Annotated in this window: 20 protein-coding genes; 16 read left to right on the top strand and 4 right to left on the bottom strand. The window is 70.2% G+C overall.

Annotated features, from left to right (window positions below; all coding sequences use genetic code 11):
* Positions 1–269: 269 nt before the first annotated feature.
* The 4 genes from YS110_17355 (at position 270) to YS110_17340 (ending at position 7430) form a co-directional block, all read left to right on the top strand.
* Complete coding sequence (locus YS110_17355) at positions 270–857, top strand: chalcone isomerase family protein (protein UJB66396.1); 588 nt, start codon at positions 270–272, stop codon at positions 855–857.
* A gap of 42 nt (positions 858–899) precedes the next feature.
* Complete coding sequence (locus YS110_17350; protein UJB66395.1) at positions 900–2537, top strand: HAMP domain-containing protein; 1638 nt, start codon at positions 900–902, stop codon at positions 2535–2537.
* A gap of 108 nt (positions 2538–2645) precedes the next feature.
* Positions 2646–4412 (top strand): cache domain-containing protein, encoded by a 1767-nt coding sequence (locus tag YS110_17345; GenBank protein UJB66394.1) that lies wholly within the window; start codon positions 2646–2648, stop codon positions 4410–4412.
* A gap of 168 nt (positions 4413–4580) precedes the next feature.
* Positions 4581–7430: an EAL domain-containing protein gene (locus YS110_17340; GenBank protein ID UJB66393.1), complete on the top strand. Its 2850-nt coding sequence runs from the start codon at positions 4581–4583 to the stop codon at positions 7428–7430.
* On the opposite strand, the gene gph is transcribed toward YS110_17340, so the two are convergent.
* Positions 7427–8137: a phosphoglycolate phosphatase gene (gph, locus tag YS110_17335; GenBank protein ID UJB67502.1), complete on the bottom strand. Its 711-nt coding sequence runs from the start codon at positions 8135–8137 to the stop codon at positions 7427–7429. The genes YS110_17340 and gph overlap by 4 nt on opposite strands.
* A gap of 149 nt (positions 8138–8286) precedes the next feature.
* Between gph and YS110_17330 the strand changes: the two genes are divergently transcribed.
* Positions 8287–8664, top strand: coding sequence for a hypothetical protein (locus tag YS110_17330; GenBank protein ID UJB66392.1), 378 nt, complete (start codon positions 8287–8289; stop codon positions 8662–8664).
* Positions 8665–8684: 20 nt separating this feature from the next.
* Here YS110_17330 and rpe read toward each other — a convergent pair whose 3' ends face one another.
* Positions 8685–9365 (bottom strand): ribulose-phosphate 3-epimerase, encoded by a 681-nt coding sequence (rpe, locus tag YS110_17325; protein ID UJB66391.1) that lies wholly within the window; start codon positions 9363–9365, stop codon positions 8685–8687.
* 30 nt (positions 9366–9395) lie between these two features.
* Between rpe and apaG the strand changes: the two genes are divergently transcribed.
* The 5 genes from apaG to thiL all read left to right on the top strand — a co-directional run bounded on the left by apaG (position 9396) and on the right by thiL (position 15223).
* Positions 9396–9806: a Co2+/Mg2+ efflux protein ApaG gene (gene apaG / locus YS110_17320; protein UJB66390.1), complete on the top strand. Its 411-nt coding sequence runs from the start codon at positions 9396–9398 to the stop codon at positions 9804–9806.
* Positions 9806–11788: a site-specific recombinase gene (locus tag YS110_17315; GenBank protein UJB66389.1), complete on the top strand. Its 1983-nt coding sequence runs from the start codon at positions 9806–9808 to the stop codon at positions 11786–11788. Before apaG ends, YS110_17315 begins: the two co-directional genes overlap by 1 nt.
* Positions 11789–11856: 68 nt before the next feature.
* Positions 11857–13110: a cation:proton antiporter gene (locus YS110_17310; protein UJB66388.1), complete on the top strand. Its 1254-nt coding sequence runs from the start codon at positions 11857–11859 to the stop codon at positions 13108–13110.
* On the top strand, positions 13107–14231 hold the full coding sequence (locus YS110_17305; GenBank protein ID UJB66387.1) for a glutamate--cysteine ligase: 1125 nt from the start codon (positions 13107–13109) through the stop codon (positions 14229–14231). Before YS110_17310 ends, YS110_17305 begins: the two co-directional genes overlap by 4 nt.
* A gap of 5 nt (positions 14232–14236) precedes the next feature.
* A complete protein-coding gene (gene thiL / locus YS110_17300; protein ID UJB66386.1) occupies positions 14237–15223 on the top strand; it encodes a thiamine-phosphate kinase in 987 nt (328 codons plus the stop codon).
* Here thiL and YS110_17295 read toward each other — a convergent pair.
* Complete coding sequence (locus YS110_17295) at positions 15208–15636, bottom strand: hypothetical protein (protein ID UJB66385.1); 429 nt, start codon at positions 15634–15636, stop codon at positions 15208–15210. The genes thiL and YS110_17295 overlap by 16 nt on opposite strands.
* A gap of 50 nt (positions 15637–15686) precedes the next feature.
* Between YS110_17295 and YS110_17290 the strand changes: the two genes are divergently transcribed.
* From YS110_17290 to YS110_17265, 6 genes are all read left to right on the top strand, one after another.
* On the top strand, positions 15687–16175 hold the full coding sequence (locus tag YS110_17290) for a prepilin-type N-terminal cleavage/methylation domain-containing protein (protein UJB66384.1): 489 nt from the start codon (positions 15687–15689) through the stop codon (positions 16173–16175).
* Positions 16172–16684 carry a prepilin-type N-terminal cleavage/methylation domain-containing protein gene (locus YS110_17285; GenBank protein ID UJB66383.1) on the top strand — a complete coding sequence of 171 codons (513 nt, stop codon included), beginning with the start codon at positions 16172–16174 and terminating at the stop codon, positions 16682–16684. The genes YS110_17290 and YS110_17285 overlap by 4 nt, the downstream gene beginning before the upstream one ends.
* The gene (locus YS110_17280; protein UJB66382.1) at positions 16659–17132 is read left to right on the top strand and encodes a hypothetical protein; all 474 of its coding nucleotides are present in this window, start codon (positions 16659–16661) and stop codon (positions 17130–17132) included. Before YS110_17285 ends, YS110_17280 begins: the two co-directional genes overlap by 26 nt.
* Positions 17129–17779: a hypothetical protein gene (locus YS110_17275; protein UJB66381.1), complete on the top strand. Its 651-nt coding sequence runs from the start codon at positions 17129–17131 to the stop codon at positions 17777–17779. Before YS110_17280 ends, YS110_17275 begins: the two co-directional genes overlap by 4 nt.
* A gap of 11 nt (positions 17780–17790) precedes the next feature.
* Positions 17791–20139 carry a hypothetical protein gene (locus tag YS110_17270; GenBank protein UJB66380.1) on the top strand — a complete coding sequence of 783 codons (2349 nt, stop codon included), beginning with the start codon at positions 17791–17793 and terminating at the stop codon, positions 20137–20139.
* A gap of 104 nt (positions 20140–20243) precedes the next feature.
* A complete protein-coding gene (locus YS110_17265; GenBank protein ID UJB67501.1) occupies positions 20244–20717 on the top strand; it encodes a low molecular weight phosphotyrosine protein phosphatase in 474 nt (157 codons plus the stop codon).
* Between the two features lie 37 nt (positions 20718–20754).
* Here YS110_17265 and YS110_17260 read toward each other — a convergent pair whose 3' ends face one another.
* Complete coding sequence (locus tag YS110_17260) at positions 20755–22161, bottom strand: esterase-like activity of phytase family protein (GenBank protein UJB66379.1); 1407 nt, start codon at positions 22159–22161, stop codon at positions 20755–20757.
* Positions 22162–22273 lie beyond the last annotated feature (112 nt).

Genomic DNA, 22273 nt, shown 5'->3' with positions numbered 1-22273 from the left:
ACGGGTGCACGCTGGGAAGCGCCCAGGTGCCATCAGGCGTTCAGGCAAGCAGGCTTGCGCCAGGGCCAGGCTCCCCGGTCTGCACAACCTGTCACGAACGCATGGTGGATGAACATGGGCGAAAGTGTAGCAAAGCCGCCCCGCCCCTTCGGGCAGCGCGCGCGGCGTGCAGCCAATGCGACACGGACTGCTCGAAAACCCTGTTGCGGCCCGCGCCCCATGCAGCAACAATTAGAAACGCACGATCGTTCTATTTTCAGGAGTCGGGTATGAAATTCCTTCGGCATTGCGTCGTTCTCGCGGGGGCCGCCTTGCTGGCCTGTGGCGGTGCCATGGCACAGACCACCCTGGCCGACGTGAAGTACGAGGAGGCGGCCAGCGTGCAGGGCAAGCCTCTGCTGCTCAATGGCGCCGGCATCCGCTACAAGGCGGTGTTCAAGGTCTACACGGCGGGTCTGTACTTGGAGAAGAAGGCGCAGACGCCGCAGGACATCCAGGCCCTCAAGGGCCCCAAGCGCATGCGCATCGTGATGCTGCGCGAGATCGATTCGGCGGAACTGGGCAAGCTGTTCTCGCGCGGCATGGAGGACAACATGGACCGCGCCGCGTTCTCCAAGCTCGTGCCCGGCGTCATGCGCATGAGCCAGATCTTCTCCGAGCACAAGAAGCTGCTGCCGGGCGAGGAATTCATGATCGACTGGATTCCCGGCACCGGCACCGTGCTCACCGTCAAGGGCCAGGTGCAGGGCGAGCCGTTCAAGGAGCCCGAATTCTTCAACGCCCTGATGGGCATCTGGCTGGGCCCGCAGCCCGCCGACTGGAAGCTCAAGGACGCCCTGCTGGGCAAGGCCTCCTGAGCGCATGTACCGCACCCTTTCCGGCCCCTGGCCCCGCAAGCAATGAAACTCGGCAACCTCAAAGTCGGCCTGCGCCTGGGCGTGGCGTTCGGCAGCATCCTGTGCATCACGGTGGCCATCGTGCTGTATGCGCAGTCGCGCATCAGCGCGCTGCACCAGTCGGCCCAGCAACTGGCCACCGCCGAGATGGAGCAGCAGGCCCTGGTGGAGGAATGGGCCACCAGCATCCAGCTCAACTGGGTGCGCACCGAGGCCGCGCTCAAGGCCATCGACCGCGGCTACGTCGACCAGCTCGAAGCAGCGATGGCCACCGCCGACAAGTCGGCGGCGCAGACGCAGGAGCGCATCAAGGCACTGCTCGCCCAGGCGCCCCAGGCCCAGGCACTGCTTGACGCAATCACCAAGGCCGGCCAGGCCTACCAGGAGCAGCGCGACGCGGTGCGGCACGCCTCCAGCGGCGGCGAGCCCGACATCGCCGGCATGGTGGACCGCGACCTGCGCCCGCGCGCCGACGCCTACCTGCAGACGCTGGACAGGCTGCGCGCGCACATGGGCACGCAGGTGCAGGCCGCCCAGGCCGACAACGCCGCGCTGGCCCGCCAGAGCCTGTGGCTGCTGGGCCTGGCCACGCTGGCGGCGCTGGCGCTGGGCGCGCTGGTGGCCTGGCAGACCACGCGCTCCGTCACGCTGCCGCTGCGCCAGGGCATCCAGGCGGCCGAGAGCATCGCCCAGGGCGACCTGAGCATGCGCATCGCCGCCGCCCAGCAGCGCGACGAGGCCGGCCAACTGCTGCAGGCCCTGGCGCACATGCAGACGCGCCTGGCCGACACCGTGGCCCACGTGCGCCAGAACGCCGAGGGCGTGGCCACCGCCAGCAGCGAGATTGCCCAGGGCAACCACGACCTGTCGGCACGCACCGAGAGCCAGGCCAGCGCGCTGCAGCAGACCGCCGCCTCCATGGAGCAGCTCGGCTCCACCGTGCGCCAGAACGCCGACAACGCCCAGCAGGCCAACCAGCTCGCGCTCAACGCCTCCAACGTGGCCACGCAAGGCGGCGAGGTGGTGGCCCAGGTGGTGGAAACGATGCGCGGCATCCACGACGCCAGCCGCCGCATCGCCGACATCATCGGCGTGATCGACGGCATCGCCTTCCAGACCAACATCCTGGCGCTCAATGCCGCCGTCGAGGCCGCCCGCGCGGGCGAGCAGGGCCGCGGCTTCGCCGTGGTGGCGGGCGAGGTGCGCAACCTGGCGCAGCGCAGCGCCGACGCGGCCAAGGAAATCAAGGGCCTGATCGGCGCCAGCGTGGAGCGCGTGGAGCAGGGCTCGCAGCTCGTGGACAAGGCCGGCGGCACCATGGAAGAGGTGGTGACGGCCATCCGCCGCGTGACCGACATCATGGGCGAGATCAGCGCCGCCAGCAAGGAACAGGCCAGCGGCGTGGCCCAGGTGGGCGAGGCCATTACCCAGATGGACCAGACCACGCAGCAGAACGCGGCCCTGGTGGAGCAAAGCGCCGCCGCCGCCGCCAGCCTGCAGACCCAGGCCGGGGAGCTGGTGAACGCCGTCGCCGTGTTCACGCTGGACGCGCAGCCCACCGGCGGCCTGCAGGCCCGTGGCGGCATGCCCGCCCCCGCGGCACTGCCCACGGCCAACCACCTGCGGCTGTCGTCGGCCTGAAACACCGCCTTCAGCAAAAAAGCGCCATGGGCAGTCCCCCATGGTGCGGCCTAGGGGAAGTGGTCTATATTCGTCTCCAATTGTTTCAAAGAACAAAGGAGACACACCATGCAATGGCTCTACCGACTCAGCGTGACGCGCCGCCTGGCCGCGCTGGTGACGCTGACCCTGCTGTCCATGATGGCGCTGCTGGCCAGCATGATGGTTTCGGAACGCAGTCTCCTGCTCGATGAGCGCGCCGCCAACGTGCGCCAGGTGGTGGAGACGGTGCACGGCATCGCCGTGCACTACCACGCCCTGGCGGCCAAGGGCGAGATGAGCGACGCCGAGGCGCAGCAGCGCGCCATGGAGGCCATGCGCCCGCTGCGCTACAGCGGCAACGAGTACTTCTGGGTCAACGACATGGTGCCGCGCATGCTCATGCACCCGATCCGCCCCGAGCTGCAGGGGCAGGACCTGAGCGGCAACAAGGACCCCTCGGGCAAGCTGCTGTTCGTGGAGTTCGTGAACATCGTCAAGCGGCAGGGCGAGGGCTTCATCAGCTACCTGTGGCCCAAGCCCGGCAGCGACAAGCCGGTGGAGAAGGTCTCCTACGTCAAGGGCTTCGCGCCCTGGGGCTGGGTCATCGGCTCGGGCGTGTACACGGACACGGTGCAGGCCACCTTCCTGCAGCGGCTGGCGCAGGCCGGCGGCATCACCGCGCTGCTGGCGCTGCTGCTGCTGGCCGTGAGCTGGATGATCGCGCACAGCATCTTCCGCCAGCTCGGCGCCGAGCCCGCGCAACTCAACGCCATCACGCACCGCATCGCCAACGGCGACCTCACCGTCGACATTCCGCCGACGCGCGACAGCAACAGCGTGACCCACGGCATCCGCGCCATGCGCGACAGCGTGGCGCACATCGTGCGCGACGTGCGCCAGGGCGCCGAGGGCGTGGCCACCGCCAGCAGCGAGATCGCCCAGGGCAACCACGACCTCTCCGGGCGCACCGAGAGCCAGGCCAGCGCGCTGCAGCAGACCGCCGCCTCCATGGAGCAGCTCGGCTCCACCGTGCGCCAGAATTCCGACAGCGCCCAGCAGGCCAACCAGCTCGCGCTCAGCGCCACGCAGGTGGCCGAGCAGGCGGGCGGCGTGGTCGGCCAGGTGGTGCACACCATGCGCGACATCGACGCCAGCAGCCACAAGATCGCCGACATCATCGGCGTGATCGACGGCATCGCCTTCCAGACCAACATCCTGGCGCTCAATGCCGCCGTCGAGGCCGCGCGTGCCGGCGAGCAGGGCCGCGGCTTCGCCGTGGTGGCAGGCGAGGTGCGCCTGCTCGCGGGCCGCAGCGCCGAGGCGGCCAAGGAGATCAAGACCCTGATTTCCGACAGCGTGGCGCGCGTGGAGCAGGGCAGCGCCCTGGCCGACAAGGCCGGCACGACCATGACCGAGGTGGTCAGCGCCATCCGCCGCGTGACCGACATCATGGGCGAGATCAGCGCCGCCAGCCGCGAGCAGAGCACGGGCGTGGCGCAGGTGGGCGAAGCCATCACGCAGATGGACCAGGCCACGCAGCAGAACGCCGCGCTGGTCGAGGAAATGGCCGCCGCGGCGAGCGGCCTCAAGACGCAGGCCCTGCAGCTGGTGAACACCGTGGCCACCTTCCGCACCGGCGCGCAGGGCGCCGCCGCGCCCGCGCCGCAAAACGCATCGCGAACCGCGCAAGCCATGCCGGCCGCGCGCCAGCCCGCGCCCGCGCCAGCGCCCCGCCCCGCCCCGGCACCTGCCGTGCGTGCCAGCGCCAAGGCGCCCACGGCCCCCAAGGCCGCCCTGGCGCCGCCGCCGGCCCAGCCCGCCGCAGCTGCCAGCGACGAATGGGAGAGCTTCTAAAAAGTGAGCACCTAGCGCTTGATACGCCTTGTTTTCATCCATGAATCGCGACGAAAACAAGGCGTATCAAGCGCTGGCAGCTATGTTTTTTGCAATTATTGACCGTGCAACCAGACGCTGGCGCCGCGCCGTTCGTTTAGATTGCGCGGGCGCGCCCGTCCCCCCACCATGAGCCTTTCCTCCCTGCACCCTCTGCTGCCCTGGCCGCGCACGCTCCGGCGCAAGGCGCTGTGGGCGGCTTTCCTGGTGGCCCTGCTGGCCGTCGGCAACGTCGTCACCATCCAGGTGCTGCTGCGCCGCTCCGACAACCTGGCGGCCACCGTCAACATGGCCGGCAAGATGCGCATGCTGGGCCAGCGCATCGGGCTGGAGGCGCTGGCCGCGCGCGAGCGCCCCGAAGGCCAGTGGCCCGCCGCCGGGGAACGCTATGCCGCATTCGAGGCCACCTACGCCGCGCTGCGCGACGGCGGCAGCGCCCATGGCATGCGGGTGCAGCCGCTCGACGCGCAACTGCACCCCACGCTGCAGGCCCTGCACGCGAGCTGGCAGCGCTACCGCCAGGCCATCGACGCGCTGCGCCAGGCCCCCCTGGCATCGGGCGGCGCCGAGGTCGAGCAGGCCGTGGCCGCGGGCAACCAGCTGCTCGAACGCACCGAGACCCTGCTCGACCAGCTGGTGCGCTTCGCCGAGGCCACGCACCAGCGCGCGCTGTACAGCAGCTTCGCGCTGTTCGCGCTCGACGTGCTGCTGCTCGCGCTGGGCTACGCACTGCTGGCGCGGCGCGTGCTGCGGCCCATCCACATCCTCACGCGCCAGTGCCGCGAAATGGCCCAGGGCAACTACGGCACGCGCGTGCCGTTCTCCGGCAGCGACGAGCTGGGCGAGCTGGCGCGGGCGCTGGACAACTCGGCCGCGCACATCCACCAGCTGCTGCACGACGTGGCCCAGGAGCGCACCGCCCTGGCGCAGATGCAGGCCATGTTCAACGGCCTGGCCGAGAACGAGGTGGCGGGCATCTACATGCTCGACGAGAACGCGGACATCATCTACGCCAACGAGCAGCTGGCGCGCATGACCGGCTACCCGCGCGAAACGCTGGCCGGCGGCTTCGCGCTGGCGCGCCTGTTCCCGCCCGAGGCCTACGTGGAGGTGCAGCGGCGCGTGCAGGAGCGCCTGCAGGGCCTGGTGCACAGCGCGCGCTACGAGCGCACCATGCTGCGCGCCGACGGCACGGCGTTCGAGATCGAGATCTTCGGCGCCGTCATGGCCTTCCAGGACCGCCCGGCCATCATCGGCATGATGATGGACATCACCGAGCGCAAGCGCGCCGAGGCCTCGGCGCGCCGCGCGGCGCTGGTCTACCAGCACACCACCGAGGCCATGGTGGTGACCGACGCCCAGGGCGTGGTGCAGGACCTGAACCCCGCGTTCTCCGCCGTCACCGGCTACGCGGCGCACGAGGTCATCGGCCGGCGCCTGAACGTGCTCAGCTCGGGCCGCCAGGACCGCGCCTTCTACCAGGCCCTGTGGGCCAGCCTGCGCGAGAACGGCACCTGGAGCGGCGACATCTGCAACCGGCGCAAGAACGGCGACGAATACATCGAACGCCTGACCATCAGCACCTCGTACAACGGGGACGGCAGCGTGAACTGCCACATCGGCCTGTTCTCCGACGTGACCGAGCAGCGCCGCCACGAGGCCTCGATCTGGCACCAGGCGCACTACGACCACCTGACCCAGCTGCCCAACCGGCAGATGTTCCAGCAGAACCTGCTGCACAGCATGGAGCGCGCGCGCCAGAGCGGCAAGCCGTTCGCGCTGGTGTTCCTGGACCTCGACTACTTCAAGGAAGTGAACGACACCTTCGGCCACGACGAGGGCGACGAGTTGCTGCGCCAGGTGGCGCGCCGCCTGCAGTCCTGCGTGCGCAGCACCGACCTGGTGGCGCGCCTGGGCGGCGACGAGTTCACGCTCATCCTGCAGGATCTGAGCCACGCCGTGGACGCGCACCCCATCTGCCGCAAGGTGCTGCACGCCGTGGCCCAGCCCTACGAGCTGGGCAGCAACACCGTGCACATCTCGGTCAGCGCCGGGCTCACCTTCTACCCGCGCGACGGCCACGACGGCGTGGACCTGCTCAAGCACGCCGACCTGGCCATGTACGCCGCCAAGGAAAAGGGCCGCAACCAGTTCTGCGAGTTCGCCCCGCCCATGGAGCAGGAGGCGCAGAACCGCCGCCTGCTGCTGCGCGACCTGCAGCAGGGGCTGGACGGGCAGGAATTCGAGCTGCACTACCAGCCCATCGTGGACATGGCCAACGGCCGCATCGTCAAGGCCGAGGCGCTGATCCGCTGGAACCAGCCGCTGCGCGGCATGGTCAGCCCGGGCGACTTCATCGCGCTGGCCGAGGAGTCGGGCCTGATCGTGCCGCTGGGCGACTGGGTGTTTCAGCAGGCGGCGCAGCAGGTGGCGCAGTGGCGCGCCACGCTCGCGCCCGCATTCGAGCTGAGCGTCAACGTCTCGCCCGTGCAGCTGCATGCGAGCGAGCAAAGCGTGCAGGACTGGATCGCACGCCTGGGCGCGCTGGAGCTGCCCGGCACCGCCCTGGTCATCGAGATCACCGAACGCGTGCTGCTGGAGGCCGGCAAGGAGGCCGACGCCAAGCTGCAGGCGCTGCAGAAGGCCGACATCCAGCTCGCGCTGGACGACTTCGGCACCGGCTACTCGTCGCTGTCGTACCTCAAGCGCTTCGACATCGACTACATCAAGATCGACCGCAGCTTCGTCAGCCACCTCACGCGCGGCTCGGACGACACCGTGCTGTGCCAGGCCATCATCGTCATGGCGCACCAGCTCGGCATCCGCGTGGTGGCCGAGGGCGTGGAAACGCAGGAGCAGCACGACATCCTGCACGAAGCCGGCTGCGACTACGGCCAGGGCTACTGGTACTGCCGGCCCGTGCCTGCCGGCGAGTTCACCGAAAGGCTGCGCGAGAGCCTGGGGCGGCAGCCCGGCTAAGGCACCAGCTCGGTCAGCGCATCGACGAAGCCGTCGGCATCCACCTGCCGCACCGGCTCGCCGTGGTTGTAGCCATAGCCCACCAGCACCACCGGGCAGCCCGCGGCGCGCGCGGCCTGGGCGTCGTTGCGCGAGTCGCCCACCATCAGCGTGCGCGCGGGCGCCGTGCCCAGGGCCTCGCAGGTCTTGAGCAGCGGCAGCGGGTCGGGCTTCTTGCGCGCGAAGGCATCGCCGCCGAAGACGTGGCGGAAAAAGCCGTCCAGCCCCTTGGCGCGCAACAGCTGCTCGGCGAAGGCCTGGGGCTTGTTGGTCAGGCAGGCCAGCGGCAGGCCCGCCGCGCGCAGTGCCTGCAGCCCCTCGCGCGCGCCGGCATAGACCTGCGCATGGTGGCCGTTGATAGCCTGGTAATGGTGCTGGTAGCGCGCCCACGCCTGGGGGTAGAGTGCTTCCACTTTCGTAGCTGCTGGCGCTTGCTGGTCATGGCCTAAAACGTGATTCAGCACCGAACGCAGCAAGTGCTCGGAGCCCTTGCCCACCATGGTCTCGACCTGCGCCGCGCCGATGGCGGGCAGGCCCAGGTCGGCCAGCATGCGGCCCAGCGCCTCGGTGAAATCGCCCAGGGTATCGACCAGGGTGCCGTCGAGGTCGATCATTGCCGCGTCCACGCCCGCCACCAGGGCGCCCGCTGCGTTGCTGCCATCCGTCATTTCGCTCACCTTTCGCTCGCCTTTCGCAATGCCCGCACGCGGGACCCGCGCGCCAGGGCTGAAGCTGTAAAAAATAGTGGCATCGCCCCCCCTGTCACCCGGGCCGGCCTATGCTTGCACCGTTCCCGTGACTTCAAGGAGTTTCCGCCATGACCCTGCCACGCCTCCCGGCCCTCATGGGCGCCGCCCTGCTGCTGTGCGGCAGCGCGGCCTTCGCAGCCAACAAGGCCCCCAGCGCGCTGCAGCAAGAGCGCGCCGCGTGCGCCCCGTTGCCCCAGGAAAGCCGCAGCACCTGCGAGCGCGAGGCCGGCGCAGCCGCCCAGGCGGCACGCAGCGGCGGCCTGAGCAGTGCGGACGCCGGCACCTACGAGCGCAACGCGCTGGCGCGCTGCGACGCGTTCCAGAACCCGCAGGACAAGGCGGAATGCCAGGCCCGCATGGGCAGCCGCGCCACCGTGGGCGGCTCCGTCGAAGGAGGCGGACTGCTGCGCGAGCTCACGACCACCACCATCAAGCCCGCGCCGTAAGCGGCGGGCGTGCGGTCCGGTCAGGCCAGCTGCGCGCGCATGGCGTCGATCACCGCCTTGTAGTCGGGCTTGCCGAAAATGGCGCTGCCCGCCACGAAGGTGTCGGCGCCGGCATCGGCCACGCGGCGGATGTTGTCCACCTTGATGCCGCCGTCCACCTCCAGGCGGATGTCCTTGCCCGAGGCGTCGATGCGCTTGCGCGCAGCCTCGATCTTGCGCAGCGTGCTGTCGATGAAGCTCTGCCCGCCAAAGCCGGGGTTGACGCTCATCAGCAGGATCAGGTCGATGTCCTCGATCACCCAGTCCAGCACGTCCAGCGGCGCGGCCGGGTTGAACGTCAGCCCCGCCTTGCAGCCCTGCGCCTTGATGGCCTGGATGCTGCGGTGCACGTGCTGCGAGGCGTCGGGGTGGAAGCTGATCAGGTCGGCCCCCGCCTCGGCGAAGGCCGCCGCCAGCGCGTCCACCGGCTGCACCATCAGGTGCACGTCGATCGGCGCGGGGCGGCCGCCGGGCGTCACGGCATGGGGCTTGAGCGCCTGGCAGACCATGGGGCCGAAGGTGAGGTTGGGCACGTAATGGTTGTCCATCACGTCGAAATGGATCCAGTCGGCGCCAGCGGCTACGACGTTTTTCACTTCTTCGCCCAGGCGGGCGAAATCGGCCGAGAGGATCGAAGGGGCGATGCGGAAGGTGCGGCTCATGCTACGAATTGTCGCAGTTACCATTGGGCGATGTCGAAGTACGACTTTCAGATCGCGGTACAGACCCAGTACCTGCCCGGCGAATCCCTGCCGCATGCGGGGGTGTACAGCTTCGCCTACACCATCACCATCACGAACCGGGGACAGACCGGCGCGCAGCTGATCGCGCGCTACTGGACCATCCGCGACGCCAACGGCCTGACCGAGGAAGTCAAGGGCCTGGGCGTGGTGGGCGAGCAGCCCCTGCTGCAGCCCGGCGAGTCGTTCCGCTACACCAGCGGCTGCCGCCTGCGCGCCGCCAGCGGCACCATGCACGGCCGCTACCTGTGCGTGGCCGAGGACGGAACCGCGTTCGACAGCGCCATTCCCATGTTCATCCTGGAATCCACCGAAGACCATGGCCCGCCGGGCCATCCACCACAGAACCGGACGCTGCATTGATGTTTCAACGCCCCCGCCTCGACCTGCCCCAGCTGCTCGCCTCGCTGCAGCCTGACGCCCCGCTGGCCGAGCGGCACCTGTGGCTGATCCACCTGTGCGAGTGGATTCGCGGCGACGCCCGCTCCGCCGAAGCCGCCACAGGCCGCATGCGCCTGCTGCTGGACACGCTGAGCGCCGACCCCGATGCGCGCCAGCGCCTGCAGGCCTGGTGGGCGCATCTGGTGGACGCGGTGGACATCACCGCCCTGCTGGCCGACTTCGGCTTCGCGCCGCGCACGGCGTTCTTCAGCGAATTCTCGGCGCGCCTGCGCACCAAGCTGCTGCCGCGCAGCCCCGAGACCATCGACGCCTCCGAGCTGTTCGAGCTGGCCCTGCCCAGCGCCTTCGACGCGCAATGGCTGGCGCAGCTCGACGAAGCCACGCTGCAGCGCCTCGTGGCCCTGCTCACCGGCGGCAGCGAGCGCAGCCACACCGGCTGGCAGCGCGTGCTGCTCGACGCCCTGAGCTACTGCGCCGGCCAGATGCTGGCCACCGGCTTCGCGCCCGAGCTGCGCCTGCGCATGAGCCAGGAGGCGCGCGAGGCCCAGCCCTTCCACGCCCTGCTGCGCGAGGTGGAGAGCCTGCGCGTGGAAGTGCTGCACCCGCTGCGCATCACCGACCGGCTCGACGCCGCCGTGCAGGGCCTGCGCGAGCGGCTCGATGCCTGCCGCGCGGCCGTGGGTTCGGTCTACACGCATTTCGCCGACAACGGCATCTCGGTCGGTCTGGTGTTCCGCATGCGCCAGATGCGCGCGCGCATCCTGCGCATGCGCGCGCTGCTCGACTGCCTGCTCTCGCCCCAGCCCGCCACCGAGGCCGCGCGCCTGTTCGCGCAACTGGTGCAGGTGGGGCGCGACCGGCACAACCTGGGCGCGCTGATCGCCTCGAACTCGTCCCTCGTCGCCGCCAAGGTGGCCGAGCGGAGCGCCGAGACCGGCGAGCACTACATCACCCACGACCGCGCCGAGTACCTGGCCATGGTGCGCAAGGCCGCGGGCGGCGGGCTGGTGCTGGCCATCACCACGCTGGCCAAGTTCGGCCTGTACGCGCTGGCGCTGTCGGCCTTCTGGAGCGGCTTCTGGGCCGGTATGAACTACGCCGTGAGCTTCGTGCTGATCCAGCTGCTGCACTTCACCGTGGCCACCAAGCAGCCCGCCATGACCGCCCCGGCCATGGCCGCCAAGCTCAAGGACCTGGACAGCGGCAACGCCGTGGAGGACTTCGTCACCGAAGTGACCGACCTGGTGCGCACCCAGGTGGCCGCCGTGCTGGGCAACGTGCTGCTGGTGTTCCCGGGGGCCATGGCGCTGTCGCTGGCCATCGCCTACGCCACCGGCACGCCGGTATTCGACCACGACAAGGCCCTGCACGTGCTGGAAACGCAGCACCTGCTCGGCCCCTCGGTGCTGTTCGCCGCCTTCACCGGCGTGCTGCTGTTCGCCAGCAGCATCGTCGCCGGCTGGACGGAGAACTGGTTCGTGCTGCACCGGCTCGACTCGGCGCTGCGCTACAACCCGCGCATCACGCGCTGGCTGGGGCGCGCGCGCGCCGCGCGCTGGGCCCACTTCGCGCGCGAGAACATCTCGGGCCTGACGGCCAACATCTCGCTGGGCTTCATGCTCGGCCTGGTGCCGGTGTTCGCGGCCTTCTTCGGCCTGGGGCTGGACGTGCGCCACGTCACGCTCTCCACCGGCCAGGTCGGCGTGGCCGCGAGCGTGCTCGGGCCGCAGGTGCTGCACCTGCCGCTGTTCTGGTGGGCCATGGCCTGCCTGCCGCTGCTGGGGGCACTGAATGTGTCGGTAAGCTTCTACCTGGCGTTCCGCCTGGCGCTGCGCGCGCAGAACGTGAGCGTGAAGGACCGCGCACGCATCTACGCCGCCATCCGCGCGCGCCTGCGCAGCGCGCCGCTGAGCTTTTTCCTGCCCGCCCGGCAGGCGGCCTGACCGGCCCCCTGCCGCCCTCCACCACGGCCCGCCCCCTGCGGCGGGCCGCCTGATGAGAAGGAGAACCCATGAACGAGCTGCTCGGTTTCTGGGCCCAATGGCTGCGCCCCTCGGCGGGGCTGCCCACCGTGCAATGGTCGCTGCTGCTGGCAGTGGCCGCCATCACCGGCCACCTGCTGCAGCGCCACACCGGCCTGCCCAAGGTGGTCGGCTACTCCATCGTCGGCACCCTGGCCGGCCTGGCGGGGTTCAGCGGCGCCGTCTGGCCGCTGCAGGGCATCGGCCTGTTCCTGCTGGAGTTCGGCGTGGCCATCGTGCTGTTCGAGACCGGCGGGCGCATTTCGCTGCGCTGGTTCCGCCACAACCCCATGGTGCTGGTGCAAAGCCTGGCCGAATCGGCGCTGGCCTACTTTGCCGTGTACCAGGTGCTGCTGTGGCTCGACACGCCCGCCGCCGTGGCCGGCGCGCTGGCGCTGGTGGCCATGGCCGCCTCGCCCACCGTGCTCACGCGCGTGGTGGCCGACACGCGCGCCGCCGGCCCGGTGACGGAGCGCGCCATCGTGCTCACCACGCTCTCCACGCTGTACGCGCTGACCCTGGGCAGCGCGCGCGCCGAGCTGATGAACCGCCCCGCGCAGAGCCTGCTGGACACCGTCTCCCCCGTGGTGGTGGTGCTGGGCATCTCCATCCTCAGCGCGGCCGTGCTGGCGCTGCTGATGCGCTGGGCGCTGCGCTTCATGAGCCCGGCCAGCGAAAACACCTCCATCGTGCTGCTGGCGCTGATCGCCGCCGCCTCGGCCATGGCCTCGCACCTGGGCGGCTCGGCGCCGCTGGCGGCGCTGCTGGGCGGCATGCTGCTCAAGCACTGGTACCCGCGCCCCTGGGCCTGGCCGCGCCAGCTCGGTCCGGTGTCAGCGCTGCTGAACATGCTGCTGTTCGTGCTCGTCTCGACCGTGGCGGCGCAGGCCGACTGGAGCGCACCCGTGGCCGGCGTGGTGCTGGCCCTGATCTCCGTGCGCCTGCTGGCCAAGGCCGTGGGCGTGGGCCTGGGCAACGTGGGCAGCGGCGCGAGCTGGCGCCAGGCGCTGTGGCTGGGCTGCGCCATGACGCCGATGTCGGCCATCGCGCTGCTGATCGCCTCGCAGTTCGTCGTGGCCTCGCCCGCCACGGGCTACCTGATTGCGCGCGTGGCGCTGCCCGCCATTCTGCTGATGGAAATCGCCGGTGCCGTGCTGGCCACGGTGGCCATCTACCGCGCCGGGGAAAGCTCCCGGCCCTGGGCGCCGCTGGCGGCCCGCACAGGCAAAGGAGACACCCCATGAGCCTCGAAGCCTTCCACGAATCGGAACCCCTCACGCTGGGTGTGGAGCTGGAGCTGCAGCTGCTCAACACGCACGACTACGACCTGGCGCCCTACGCCGCCGACATGCTGCGGCTGATGCACAAGATCCCCCTGCCCGGCAGCGTGGTGCCGGAGATGACGAACAGCATGATCGAAATCTCCACCGGCATCTGCCACTCCAGCAGCGAGGTGCTGGGCCAGCTCACGCTGATCCGCGACGCGCTGGTCAAGTGCGCCGACAAGCTGAACATCGCCATCGCCGGCGGCGGCACGCACCCGTTCCAGCAGTGGCACGAGCGGCGCATTTACGACAAGCCGCGCTTCCAGGAGCTGTCGCAGCTCTACGGCTACCTGTCCAAGCAGTTCACCATCTTCGGCCAGCACGTGCACATCGGCTGCCCCAGCGCCGACGCCGCGCTGGTCATGCTGCACCGCATGAGCCGCTACATCCCGCACTGCATCGCGCTGTCGGCCTCCAGTCCCTACGTGCAGGGGCAGGACACGCAGTTCGACTCGGCGCGCCTGAACTCGGTGTTCGCCTTCCCGCTCTCGGGCCGTGCGCCCTGCGTGCTCACCTGGGACGAATTCGGCCACTACTTCGACAAGATGACGCGCACCGGCGTCGTCAAAAGCATGAAGGACTTCTACTGGGACATCCGCCCCAAGCCCGAGTTCGGCACCATCGAGATCCGCGTATTCGACACCCCCTTGAGCGTCGAGCGCGCCGCCGCGCTCGCGGGCTTCGTGCAGTCGCTGGCCGCCTGGTTCCTGGCCGAGCAGCCCTTCGTGCCCGCCGAGGACGACTACCTGGTCTATACCTACAACCGCTTCCAGGCCTGCCGCTTCGGCCTGGACGCGGTCTACGTCGACCCGGCGACGGGCGGGCACATGCCGCTGCGCGACCACCTGCTGCACACGCTCGACCGCATCGCCCCGCACGGCGAGCGCCACGGCGCGGCCGGCGCGCTGCACCTGCTGCGCGGCGAGATCGAGGCCAACTGCAACGACGCGCGCTGGCTGCGCGAGTGCCAGCGCGAGGAGCAACTGCTGGCCGAGGTCAGCCGCCAGGCCGCGCTGCGCTTTCGCGGGCAGGCGCAGTGAGCGGCATGGGCGAATTCGACCTCATCGCACGCTACTTCACGCGCCCCGTGCGCGCCGGTGGCGCCGCGGCGCTCGGCGTGGGCGACGACTGCGCGCTGCTCGCCCCGCGCCCCGGCATGCACCTGGCCGTCTCCAGCGACATGCTGGTCGAAGGCCGCCACTTCTTCGCCGGCGTGGACCCGCGCACCCTCGGCCACAAGGCCCTGGCCGTGAACCTCTCCGACCTCGCCGCCTGCGGCGCGCGGCCGCTGGCCTTCACGCTGGCGCTGGCCTTGCCGCAGGCCGATGCGCCCTGGCTGCAGGCCTTCGCCGACGGCCTGTTCGCCCTGGCCGACGCGCACGGCTGCGAACTCGTCGGCGGCGACACCACGCGCGGCCCGCTCAACCTGTGCATCACCGTCTTCGGCGAAATCCCGGCGGGCCAGGCGCTGCTGCGCAGCGGCGCGCGCGCGGGCGACGACATCTGGGTCAGCGGTACGCTGGGCGACGCGCGCCTGGCGCTCGAAGCGCTGCGCGGCCACATCCAGCTCCCCGCCAACGCCCTGGCGCACGCGCGCCAGCGGCTGGAGCAGCCCACGCCGCGCGTGCAGCTTGGCCAGCTGCTGCGGGGCATCGCCAGCAGCGCGCTCGACGTGAGCGACGGCCTGCTCGGCGACCTGGGCCACATCCTCGCCGCCAGCGGCGTGGGGGCCGAGATCGAACTTGCAAAAACTACTGAATTGATAGCTGCCAGCGCTCTATTCACGGGCCCTACAGCCCTTTTTGATGCAGAACTGCTGCACCAGTGCACGCTGGCCGGCGGCGACGACTACGAGCTCGCCTTCACCGCCGCACCCACCCGGCGCGCCGCCGTGCAGGCCGCCGCCCGGCAGGCCGACGTGGCCGTCACGCGCATCGGCCGCACCACCGCCGCGCCGGGGCTGCGCCTGCTCGACGCGCGGGGCCACGCCGTCTGCGCGCGCTACGCCTCCTTCGATCACTTCGGCGGCTGACCCGCCTGCCCGGCGGCAATGGACAGGGCCGCCACCACCTCCTGCACAGTCTTGCGCTGCCCGGGCGGCAGGGCCAAGTACTGCGCCAGCATCTGGCGGTCGTGCAGGTTGAGCCGCCCGTGGACGATGCCGGGCTCCACCGCCGGCGCCACAGCCGAACGCGGGCCGAAGCGCAGTTCTTCCGGGTTGACGCACAGCCATTCGCTCAAGGTGCGCACCTTGTCCTGCATGGGAATTGCGATCCCTGCCAGCCACGCCCGTGCAGTGTGCGGTGTGATGCTCTTGCCCCAGTAGCGCAGGTTGAATTCGCTCGCCACCACGGTGGGCGAGGGCCGCACGCCCGCAGCCTCCAGTGCCTGCTTAAGCCGCTCGGAGAAAGCCTGCGCCTCCTCCGCGTGAATTCCTTTTGCCATGGGGCGACGGTATGAGAGGCGCTTGCGACAAAGCTTAAATATCGTTTACGATGCGTAAAAACCATTTACGTTATCGAGAGCGATTTATGTCTCTTCGCTACTGCCAGGCCACTCCAAAACGCGGCTTCACGCTGATCGAGGTGATGGTCGTCGTGGCCATCGTCTCCATCCTGGCCACCATTGCCCTGCCGTCCTACGAGCGCTACATGCGCAAGAGCCGGGCGCGGGGCGCATCCGCCGATCTCGTGGCGCTGAGCCTGGCGATGGAGAACCGCTTCCAGAAAACCCTGGCCTACCCCGTGTATGCCGACAGCACCACCATCGCCGCCCTGCCCGGCGACCGCACGGGCACGCTGGCCGCCGACTTCGGCGCCTGGAGCGCAACGCAGGGCAGCCACTTCACCTACGCGGTGCAATCCAGCGCCAGCACCTACACCCTCACGGCCTCGGCCAGCCAGGGGCCGGCCTGCACACTCACGCTGGCCTCGGGCAACGTGCGCAACGCGCCCGACACCTGCCCCATCCTGGGGGCCTGGTGAGCGCGCGCCCCGCAACCGCCGCGCGCGGCTTCACGCTGATCGAGCTGCTGGTCACCGTGGCCATCGTGGCCGTGCTGGCGCTCATGGCCGCGCCGCTGACCATCGACTGGGTGCACGGCGCGCGCACGCTGCAGGCGCGCGGCACGCTGGTGCAGGCCTACGCCAGCGCCAAGGCCCTGGCGCTGCGCAACCCCTGCGAGGCCCCCAACGCCAGCGGCGCCAGCGCCGCCACGCTGGAGGCGGACACCGACGGCGCCACGGTCACGCTGCGCGTGCGCGCGCAAGGCGCCGCCGGCTGCAGCTACCTGGCCACGCACCCCAACCCGCAATGGGAAGGCCGGCTGCCCGATGGCGTGGCCCTGACCCTGGGCGGCACGCTGCCCGCGCCCGGCACGCCACGCACCCTGGCCCTGGACAACCGGGGCCTGCCCACCGGCAGCGGCAACGTTACGCAATTCGTCTTGCGCCGAGGAGGAACCCAGAATGACGAAACCGGCACCCTGCATTAAGGCGGCGCTGAACAAGCGCTGCCTCAAGGCCCAGCGCGGCGACGCGCTGCTTGAAGCCCTGGTGAGCATGGTGCTGCTCGCCAGCCTGGGGCTGGGGCTGAGCTACGCCACGGCGCGCGCGCTCAACACCCAGCGCTACGCGGCCACGCACGGCATCGTGCTGGCGCAGATGCGCCACGCCCTGGAAACGCAGGGCGTGGCGGCCCTATGCAGCGGCACGCAGGCCGCGCAACTGGAGATCACCCCCACGGGCAGCGCCGCCGTGCGCGTGACGCTGCCCGCGCCCGACTGCCAGCGCGACCCGGTCACCGCTGCCATCGCGGGCGACGCGGCGTTCCCCGCCACCACGCTGGCGGGCGCCACCGTCACCCGCATGGCCTTCTCGACGCCCGACGAAGGCGACGCCCGCAGCCTGCTCGGCCCGGGCAGCTTCACGCTCAGCCAATGAAAACGCACGTACCGCCCCCCGCACGGCGCCCGCGCGGCGTCACCCTCGTCAGCCTGATGACGGGCTTGGCCGTTTCGATGGTTCTCGTCCTGGCCACGCTCATGCTGTTCCAGCGCATGGTGCGCGCCTCCAGCGCCGCGCGCGGCGACGCGCTGGCAGACGCGCAGCGCAGCACCGCCTTCCTGGCGGCGGGCATGGCCGTGCAGGAGGCGGGCTTCGGCATCGCCGCGCCGCAGGCCGGCACGCACCTGGTGGTGCTGTCAGGCGCGGCGCTGAACGGCGGCACGCTCTCCGGCTCGCCCGTGGGCGAGGGCACCGAGGGCAACGCCGTGGTCTGGGCCGAAGCCGCCAGCGGCACCACGCGCTGCACGGCCCTGCTGTCGCCCACGGGCAGCGGCCAGGGCGGCCTGCGCAGGCTCGGCCCCGCGCCCTGCGCCGACGCCACGGCCTGGGCCGGGCTGGCGTGGACGGCGGCCGTGCTGTCCGACGCGCCCGCCGCGCCCGTCGCCCTCGCGTGGCAAGCGGGCGCCTGCCGCCCGTTCGGCATCGCGGGCACGGCGGGCCACGTGCTGCTCACCCTGCGCGCCGTCAACAGCAACGGCGTGGCGCTGCGCTCTAGCCAGTGCTTGGCCAACTTTCCGTCCTGAGGAAATTCACCATGCCCCACCCGCTCCGCCGCCCCTCGCCGCCGCGCCCGCAGCGCGGCATCGCCACGGTGCTGATCATGCTGCTCGTGGGCCTGTCGCTCACCGCGGCCGTGCTGGGCACGGCCTCGTACATCCGGGACCAGCAGTCGCAGGACGTGGCCACGCACGCGCAGACGCAGGCCCAGATGAAGGCCTGGACGGGCGCCGAACTGGTGCGCCAGTACCTGCAGCAGTTGCAGGAAGGCGGCCAGCTCGCCGCGCTGTACGCCAAGACAGCGCCGTTCACACTGACGCTCGCGGGCAGCGGCATCACCGATGCGGTGCAGGCGCGCGTCACAGCGCTCGACGGCGCCACCGGCACCCTCACCGCGCGCATCACTGGCATCGCCGCATCCGGCTCGCCCGCCGAGGCGCGCGCCACGCTGGAGGTGGTCTATGGCGCGGGCGCGGGCGCCAGCGGCGCGGGCGGCGATTGCGGCGCCCTGGTGCGCGCCTCGTCGGTGCTGCGCGGCGACGTGACGATCTCCGGCGGCACGACAAGCTTCACGAGCAACGGCCGCTACGACGACCTGGCCATCGACGGCGCGCTGACGATCAGCGGTGCCTCGCAGGCCAAGATCTCGGGCTGCGCCAAGGGCGATATCGACCTGAGCGGCGGCGGCATCGACGCCAACACCGCACTGCGTTCGCAAAACGGCACCATCAAAATCGGCAGCATGAGCCCGCCCGAGAACGCCACGTTGTGGGGCCGGGCTATCGACATCGGCAACAGCGGTAACGGCAGCTACGCGGCGCTCAAGGCGGGCGCCTACCAGGCGAACGTGATCGCGGCGAGCAACGTCATCGCGGGCACGGCACGCGCGGGCGGGCGCCTGCTGCCCGCCACCGCGGGCCCCGCCAGCCCGCCCTGGCGCAGCGGCACCGTCGTGCCATGGCCCGCCGGCGACCTGCTGGTGACGCTGGCCGACGGCGGCGAATACCGCGTGGACATGGCGCATGCCAGCGTCGATGCCGCCACCGGCGCCGTGTCGGGCGCGCGCGCCGCGGCCAGCAAGGTCAACACCACCGGCGACACCGCGCTGCCCGACGCCTTCACCCTGCGCGCCACCGGCATCGACGGCGGCAGCATCGGCCTGTACACGCTGACGGTGGGCCAGACCTGGGGCTACGACATCGCCATGAGCGGCTACGGGGGCACCTACACGCAGGTCTGGCCCGCAGGCGATTTCAAGGCCGTCACCGCCACCATCACCACCCTGCAGGGCGGTGGCTACCTGTGGGCCACGGCAGGCGGTTGCAGCGCTCCCGACAACTGCTGGAACTTCCCCGCCATCGGCAGCGGCTCCATCGCCGGACGCATCTACTACGGAGCCAGCCGGACGGAATTGCCTGGCACCCTGTCCTCGGAGCAGGCCAGCGCGCCCCACACCTCGCCCGGCCTGCCCGGCGTGTCGTTCTGCGACACGCGCACCGAAACCATCGACGTGGAGGCATTCCGCGCCCAGGCCAACTACGTGTTCGACTTCGACGCCAACGGCCGGCCGCGCCTGAGCATCCAGCAGGTCAAGGCCCGCAATGGCAGCGCCATCGACCGCGCCAACATCGACCTGGCCAGCGCCGACCCCGTGCCCGCCACCGCGCCGGGCGCCATGACGCTGCGGCGCATCGGCGGCGCGGACTTCCTGGGCTGCGACAACCAGCAGCCCGGCAACCAGTACAGCGACGCGCTGGCCTGCCTGCGCAGCGCCACGCCGGCCAGCGGCTGGAACCTCAACGGCATCACCAAGTTCCCGCCCGGCATCGCGCTGTTCATCGGCCCCGTCACCATCGCCGGCGTGGCCTCCAGCCAAGGCGCGCTCTACAACACCCTCCTGTCCACCGGCGACGTGACGCTGACCGGCGCGGGCCACGGCCCGCTCGTGGCGCCCAACTTCGCCAGTCCGCTGGCCCCGGTGTGCGATGGCGACTTCTACCCCGCCAACCTGTGCGACAAGCGCACCAGCCCCAGCACCCTCGTGACCTGGACCGACGCGCAGGGCACCACCCACGCGGGCCTGCCGCTGGCCAACCTGGCCATCGGCACCAACCGGAGCCTGAGCGCCAACTCGTGGAACGCGCCCAACGGCATCAAGGGCAACGTGCTGCTGGGACGCGCGCTCGGCACCGGCGGCGGCGCCATCGACATCGAGGGCACACTCACCGTCGGTGCCAATGAGGTCAGCAACACCACCATCCAGCAGGGCGGCATGCGCGTGAGCACCACGAACCTGACCCAGGATCAGAGCTACCTGCCTAGCGCCAACTGCACCCCGGCCACGCCGCCGCAGGCCATCTCGATCAAGTGGAGCCGCTACCTGTAGCGGCCCAGATGCTACATTCGCGCGCGTTTGCCCCCGACAGGAGACTGCCCATGCGCGCCGAACCAGCCCCCGAACCCGCCCCGCCTGCCCCCGTGCGCGTGCTCATGGTCTGCATGGGCAACATCTGCCGCAGCCCCACGGCGCATGGCGTGCTGGAAAAGCTGGTGGCGGACGCCGGCTGGGCAGGCCGCATCGCGGTGGACTCGGCAGGCACACACGGCTACCACGTGGGCGAGCCGCCCGACGAACGCGCGCAGCGGCATGCCGCGCGGCGCGGCTACGACCTGTCGGCGCAGCGCGCCCGGGCGCTGCGGCGCGATGATTTCGCGCATTTCGACCTGGTGCTGGTGATGGACGCCGCCAACGAGCGCGCCGCCCGCGCCCTGTGCCCCAGCGACCGCGCCGGCCGGCTGCGCCGCCTGACCGATTTCTGCCGCACCCGCGGCGCCAGCGAGGTGCCCGACCCCTACTATGGCGGCGCGCAGGGTTTCGAGGACGTGCTCGACCTGGTCGAGGACGCCTGCCACGGGCTGCTGGCGGCGCTGCAGGCGCGCAACGGAGGCCACGCTCTGCCGTGACCTCCGCCTGCGCGGCGGAATGCCGTGTCCTGCCCGGTCAGAACAGCGGCGCTATCGGCTTCACCACGTAGAGCATGTTGCTCTCGACCTTGCCGTCGTACAGGTACTTCTGCTTGACGCCACCCGCTCCGTCCGGCGCGATCATGAAGTCGGCGTCATTGAGGATGCCCAGGCGGTTGGCGTCTATCACCCACAGGCCTTCCATCTTGTCATGCGGGTACTTTTGCGAAGCGATGCCGTCGTAGGCCAGCGTCTTGGCTGCAGGCTGGATTCCGAGGGCAGCCAACTGGGCCCAGCCTGCGGCAAAGTTGTCTGCCGTTCCGCCTTCCTTGACGACCTGCTCCAGCGTCTTGCCACCGACCAGCAGGCCATTGGCCGTGCTGGCCGCAAGCTCCGCCTTGCCGCTGCGCAGGGCGGCATTCGATTGATCGACGTTGGTGGCCTTGCTCAGATCGACCTTGTAAACATTCTTGCGCACGGTGCCCGTGTCGATGCCGTAGAACTTGGTATCGCGCTCGATCACCAGGAAGCTGGTAGCGCTCAGGGCGACGATTTCGGAATTGGCCAGGCCCGCCGCATCCTGCTTGTAGAGGTACTGCGCGACAGCGCCTGTATCGATGTTCACCGTGACGATGCGCGCGAGGTTGATGCTGCCCACGGCGCTGGTGGGGTTGTGCAGGTTCGACTGCATGATGCCCACCAGCGTCTTGCCGTCAGGCGTGATGGTCAGCCCCTCCATGCCCCGGTTGGGCCAGCGCGTGGACAGCTCCGCAGGCAGCACACGGCCCGCCTTGTTGCGCGGATCGGCGGCAAAGGGGTTGATGCGCTCGATTTCCTTGCCGGTGGCATCGAAGTGCACGATATGCGGGCCGTATTCGTCGCTGATCCAGAACGTGCCGTCCTTGAGCGCCACCAGCCCCTCGGAATCGAGCCCGCTCTCGTCAAAGCCAGGAATGCCGTCGCCATCCGGATCGAGCGAAACGACGCTGCCATCCAGGTTGTAAGGCGTTTCACCGGTCCCGCCAAAATTCTTGTTGGGCAGGCCGGTGATCGGGCGGCCCTTCGGATCCTTGAGCAGGATGGTCTCCACCAGTTCGGTCTTGCCCTCGCCGGTCAGCCTGAACAGGCCAATGCGCGGCGTGTAGCTGGGCGTGAGGAAGATGATGCCGGAAGGCTTTCTGCCAGCCTCGGTGGCCGCGTTCGGGCCACGGTCGCTCAAGCCATAGAAGTAGCCCTCGCGCGTAGGGTGCGGCGCCATTGCCGAACCATAGCTACCATTGCGAATCTCGGTCTTCTCGGCGTTGTCCACCTTGCCCATCGACACATAGGGCAAGGCCGTCCCTGCGGCGCCGGGAAACTGAAATCCATCGCCAGAGCCGCCGCAGGCGGCAAGGCCCAGGCTCAATGCGAGCAAAGTGAAAACGAGGGGAGCAGCAGGTTTCATGGTGATGGAGTGCAGAGGAAAAAAACACCGCCAAGGCTATGAAGGATTTGTGACATGACCATGAACGCCCGCCGCCCACGCCATATCCTGCCCATTGGCGGCCACCCTGCGC

The sequence above is a fragment of the Acidovorax sp. YS12 genome (assembly GCA_021496925.1).
Taxonomy (GTDB): Bacteria; Pseudomonadota; Gammaproteobacteria; order Burkholderiales; family Burkholderiaceae_C; genus Paenacidovorax.
The sequence above is the reverse complement of the archived record's forward strand: the minus strand, read 5'-3'. Positions and strand labels throughout refer to the sequence as shown.

Bases quoted from the DNA above. Each gene is read 5' to 3' on its own strand.
- YS110_17355 (UJB66396.1), top strand. From the start codon at position 270: ATGAAATTCCTTCGGCATTGCGTCGTTCTCGCGGGGGCCGCCTTGCTG.
- YS110_17350 (UJB66395.1), top strand. From the start codon at position 900: ATGAAACTCGGCAACCTCAAAGTCGGCCTGCGCCTGGGCGTGGCGTTC.
- YS110_17345 (UJB66394.1), top strand. From the start codon at position 2,646: ATGCAATGGCTCTACCGACTCAGCGTGACGCGCCGCCTGGCCGCGCTG.
- YS110_17340 (UJB66393.1), top strand. From the start codon at position 4,581: ATGAGCCTTTCCTCCCTGCACCCTCTGCTGCCCTGGCCGCGCACGCTC.
- gph (UJB67502.1), bottom strand. From the start codon at position 8,137: ATGACGGATGGCAGCAACGCAGCGGGCGCCCTGGTGGCGGGCGTGGAC.
- YS110_17330 (UJB66392.1), top strand. From the start codon at position 8,287: ATGACCCTGCCACGCCTCCCGGCCCTCATGGGCGCCGCCCTGCTGCTG.
- rpe (UJB66391.1), bottom strand. From the start codon at position 9,365: ATGAGCCGCACCTTCCGCATCGCCCCTTCGATCCTCTCGGCCGATTTC.
- apaG (UJB66390.1), top strand. From the start codon at position 9,396: ATGTCGAAGTACGACTTTCAGATCGCGGTACAGACCCAGTACCTGCCC.
- YS110_17315 (UJB66389.1), top strand. From the start codon at position 9,806: ATGTTTCAACGCCCCCGCCTCGACCTGCCCCAGCTGCTCGCCTCGCTG.
- YS110_17310 (UJB66388.1), top strand. From the start codon at position 11,857: ATGAACGAGCTGCTCGGTTTCTGGGCCCAATGGCTGCGCCCCTCGGCG.
- YS110_17305 (UJB66387.1), top strand. From the start codon at position 13,107: ATGAGCCTCGAAGCCTTCCACGAATCGGAACCCCTCACGCTGGGTGTG.
- thiL (UJB66386.1), top strand. From the start codon at position 14,237: ATGGGCGAATTCGACCTCATCGCACGCTACTTCACGCGCCCCGTGCGC.
- YS110_17295 (UJB66385.1), bottom strand. From the start codon at position 15,636: ATGGCAAAAGGAATTCACGCGGAGGAGGCGCAGGCTTTCTCCGAGCGG.
- YS110_17290 (UJB66384.1), top strand. From the start codon at position 15,687: ATGCGTAAAAACCATTTACGTTATCGAGAGCGATTTATGTCTCTTCGC.
- YS110_17280 (UJB66382.1), top strand. From the start codon at position 16,659: ATGACGAAACCGGCACCCTGCATTAAGGCGGCGCTGAACAAGCGCTGC.
- YS110_17275 (UJB66381.1), top strand. From the start codon at position 17,129: ATGAAAACGCACGTACCGCCCCCCGCACGGCGCCCGCGCGGCGTCACC.
- YS110_17270 (UJB66380.1), top strand. From the start codon at position 17,791: ATGCCCCACCCGCTCCGCCGCCCCTCGCCGCCGCGCCCGCAGCGCGGC.
- YS110_17265 (UJB67501.1), top strand. From the start codon at position 20,244: ATGGTCTGCATGGGCAACATCTGCCGCAGCCCCACGGCGCATGGCGTG.
- YS110_17260 (UJB66379.1), bottom strand. From the start codon at position 22,161: ATGAAACCTGCTGCTCCCCTCGTTTTCACTTTGCTCGCATTGAGCCTG.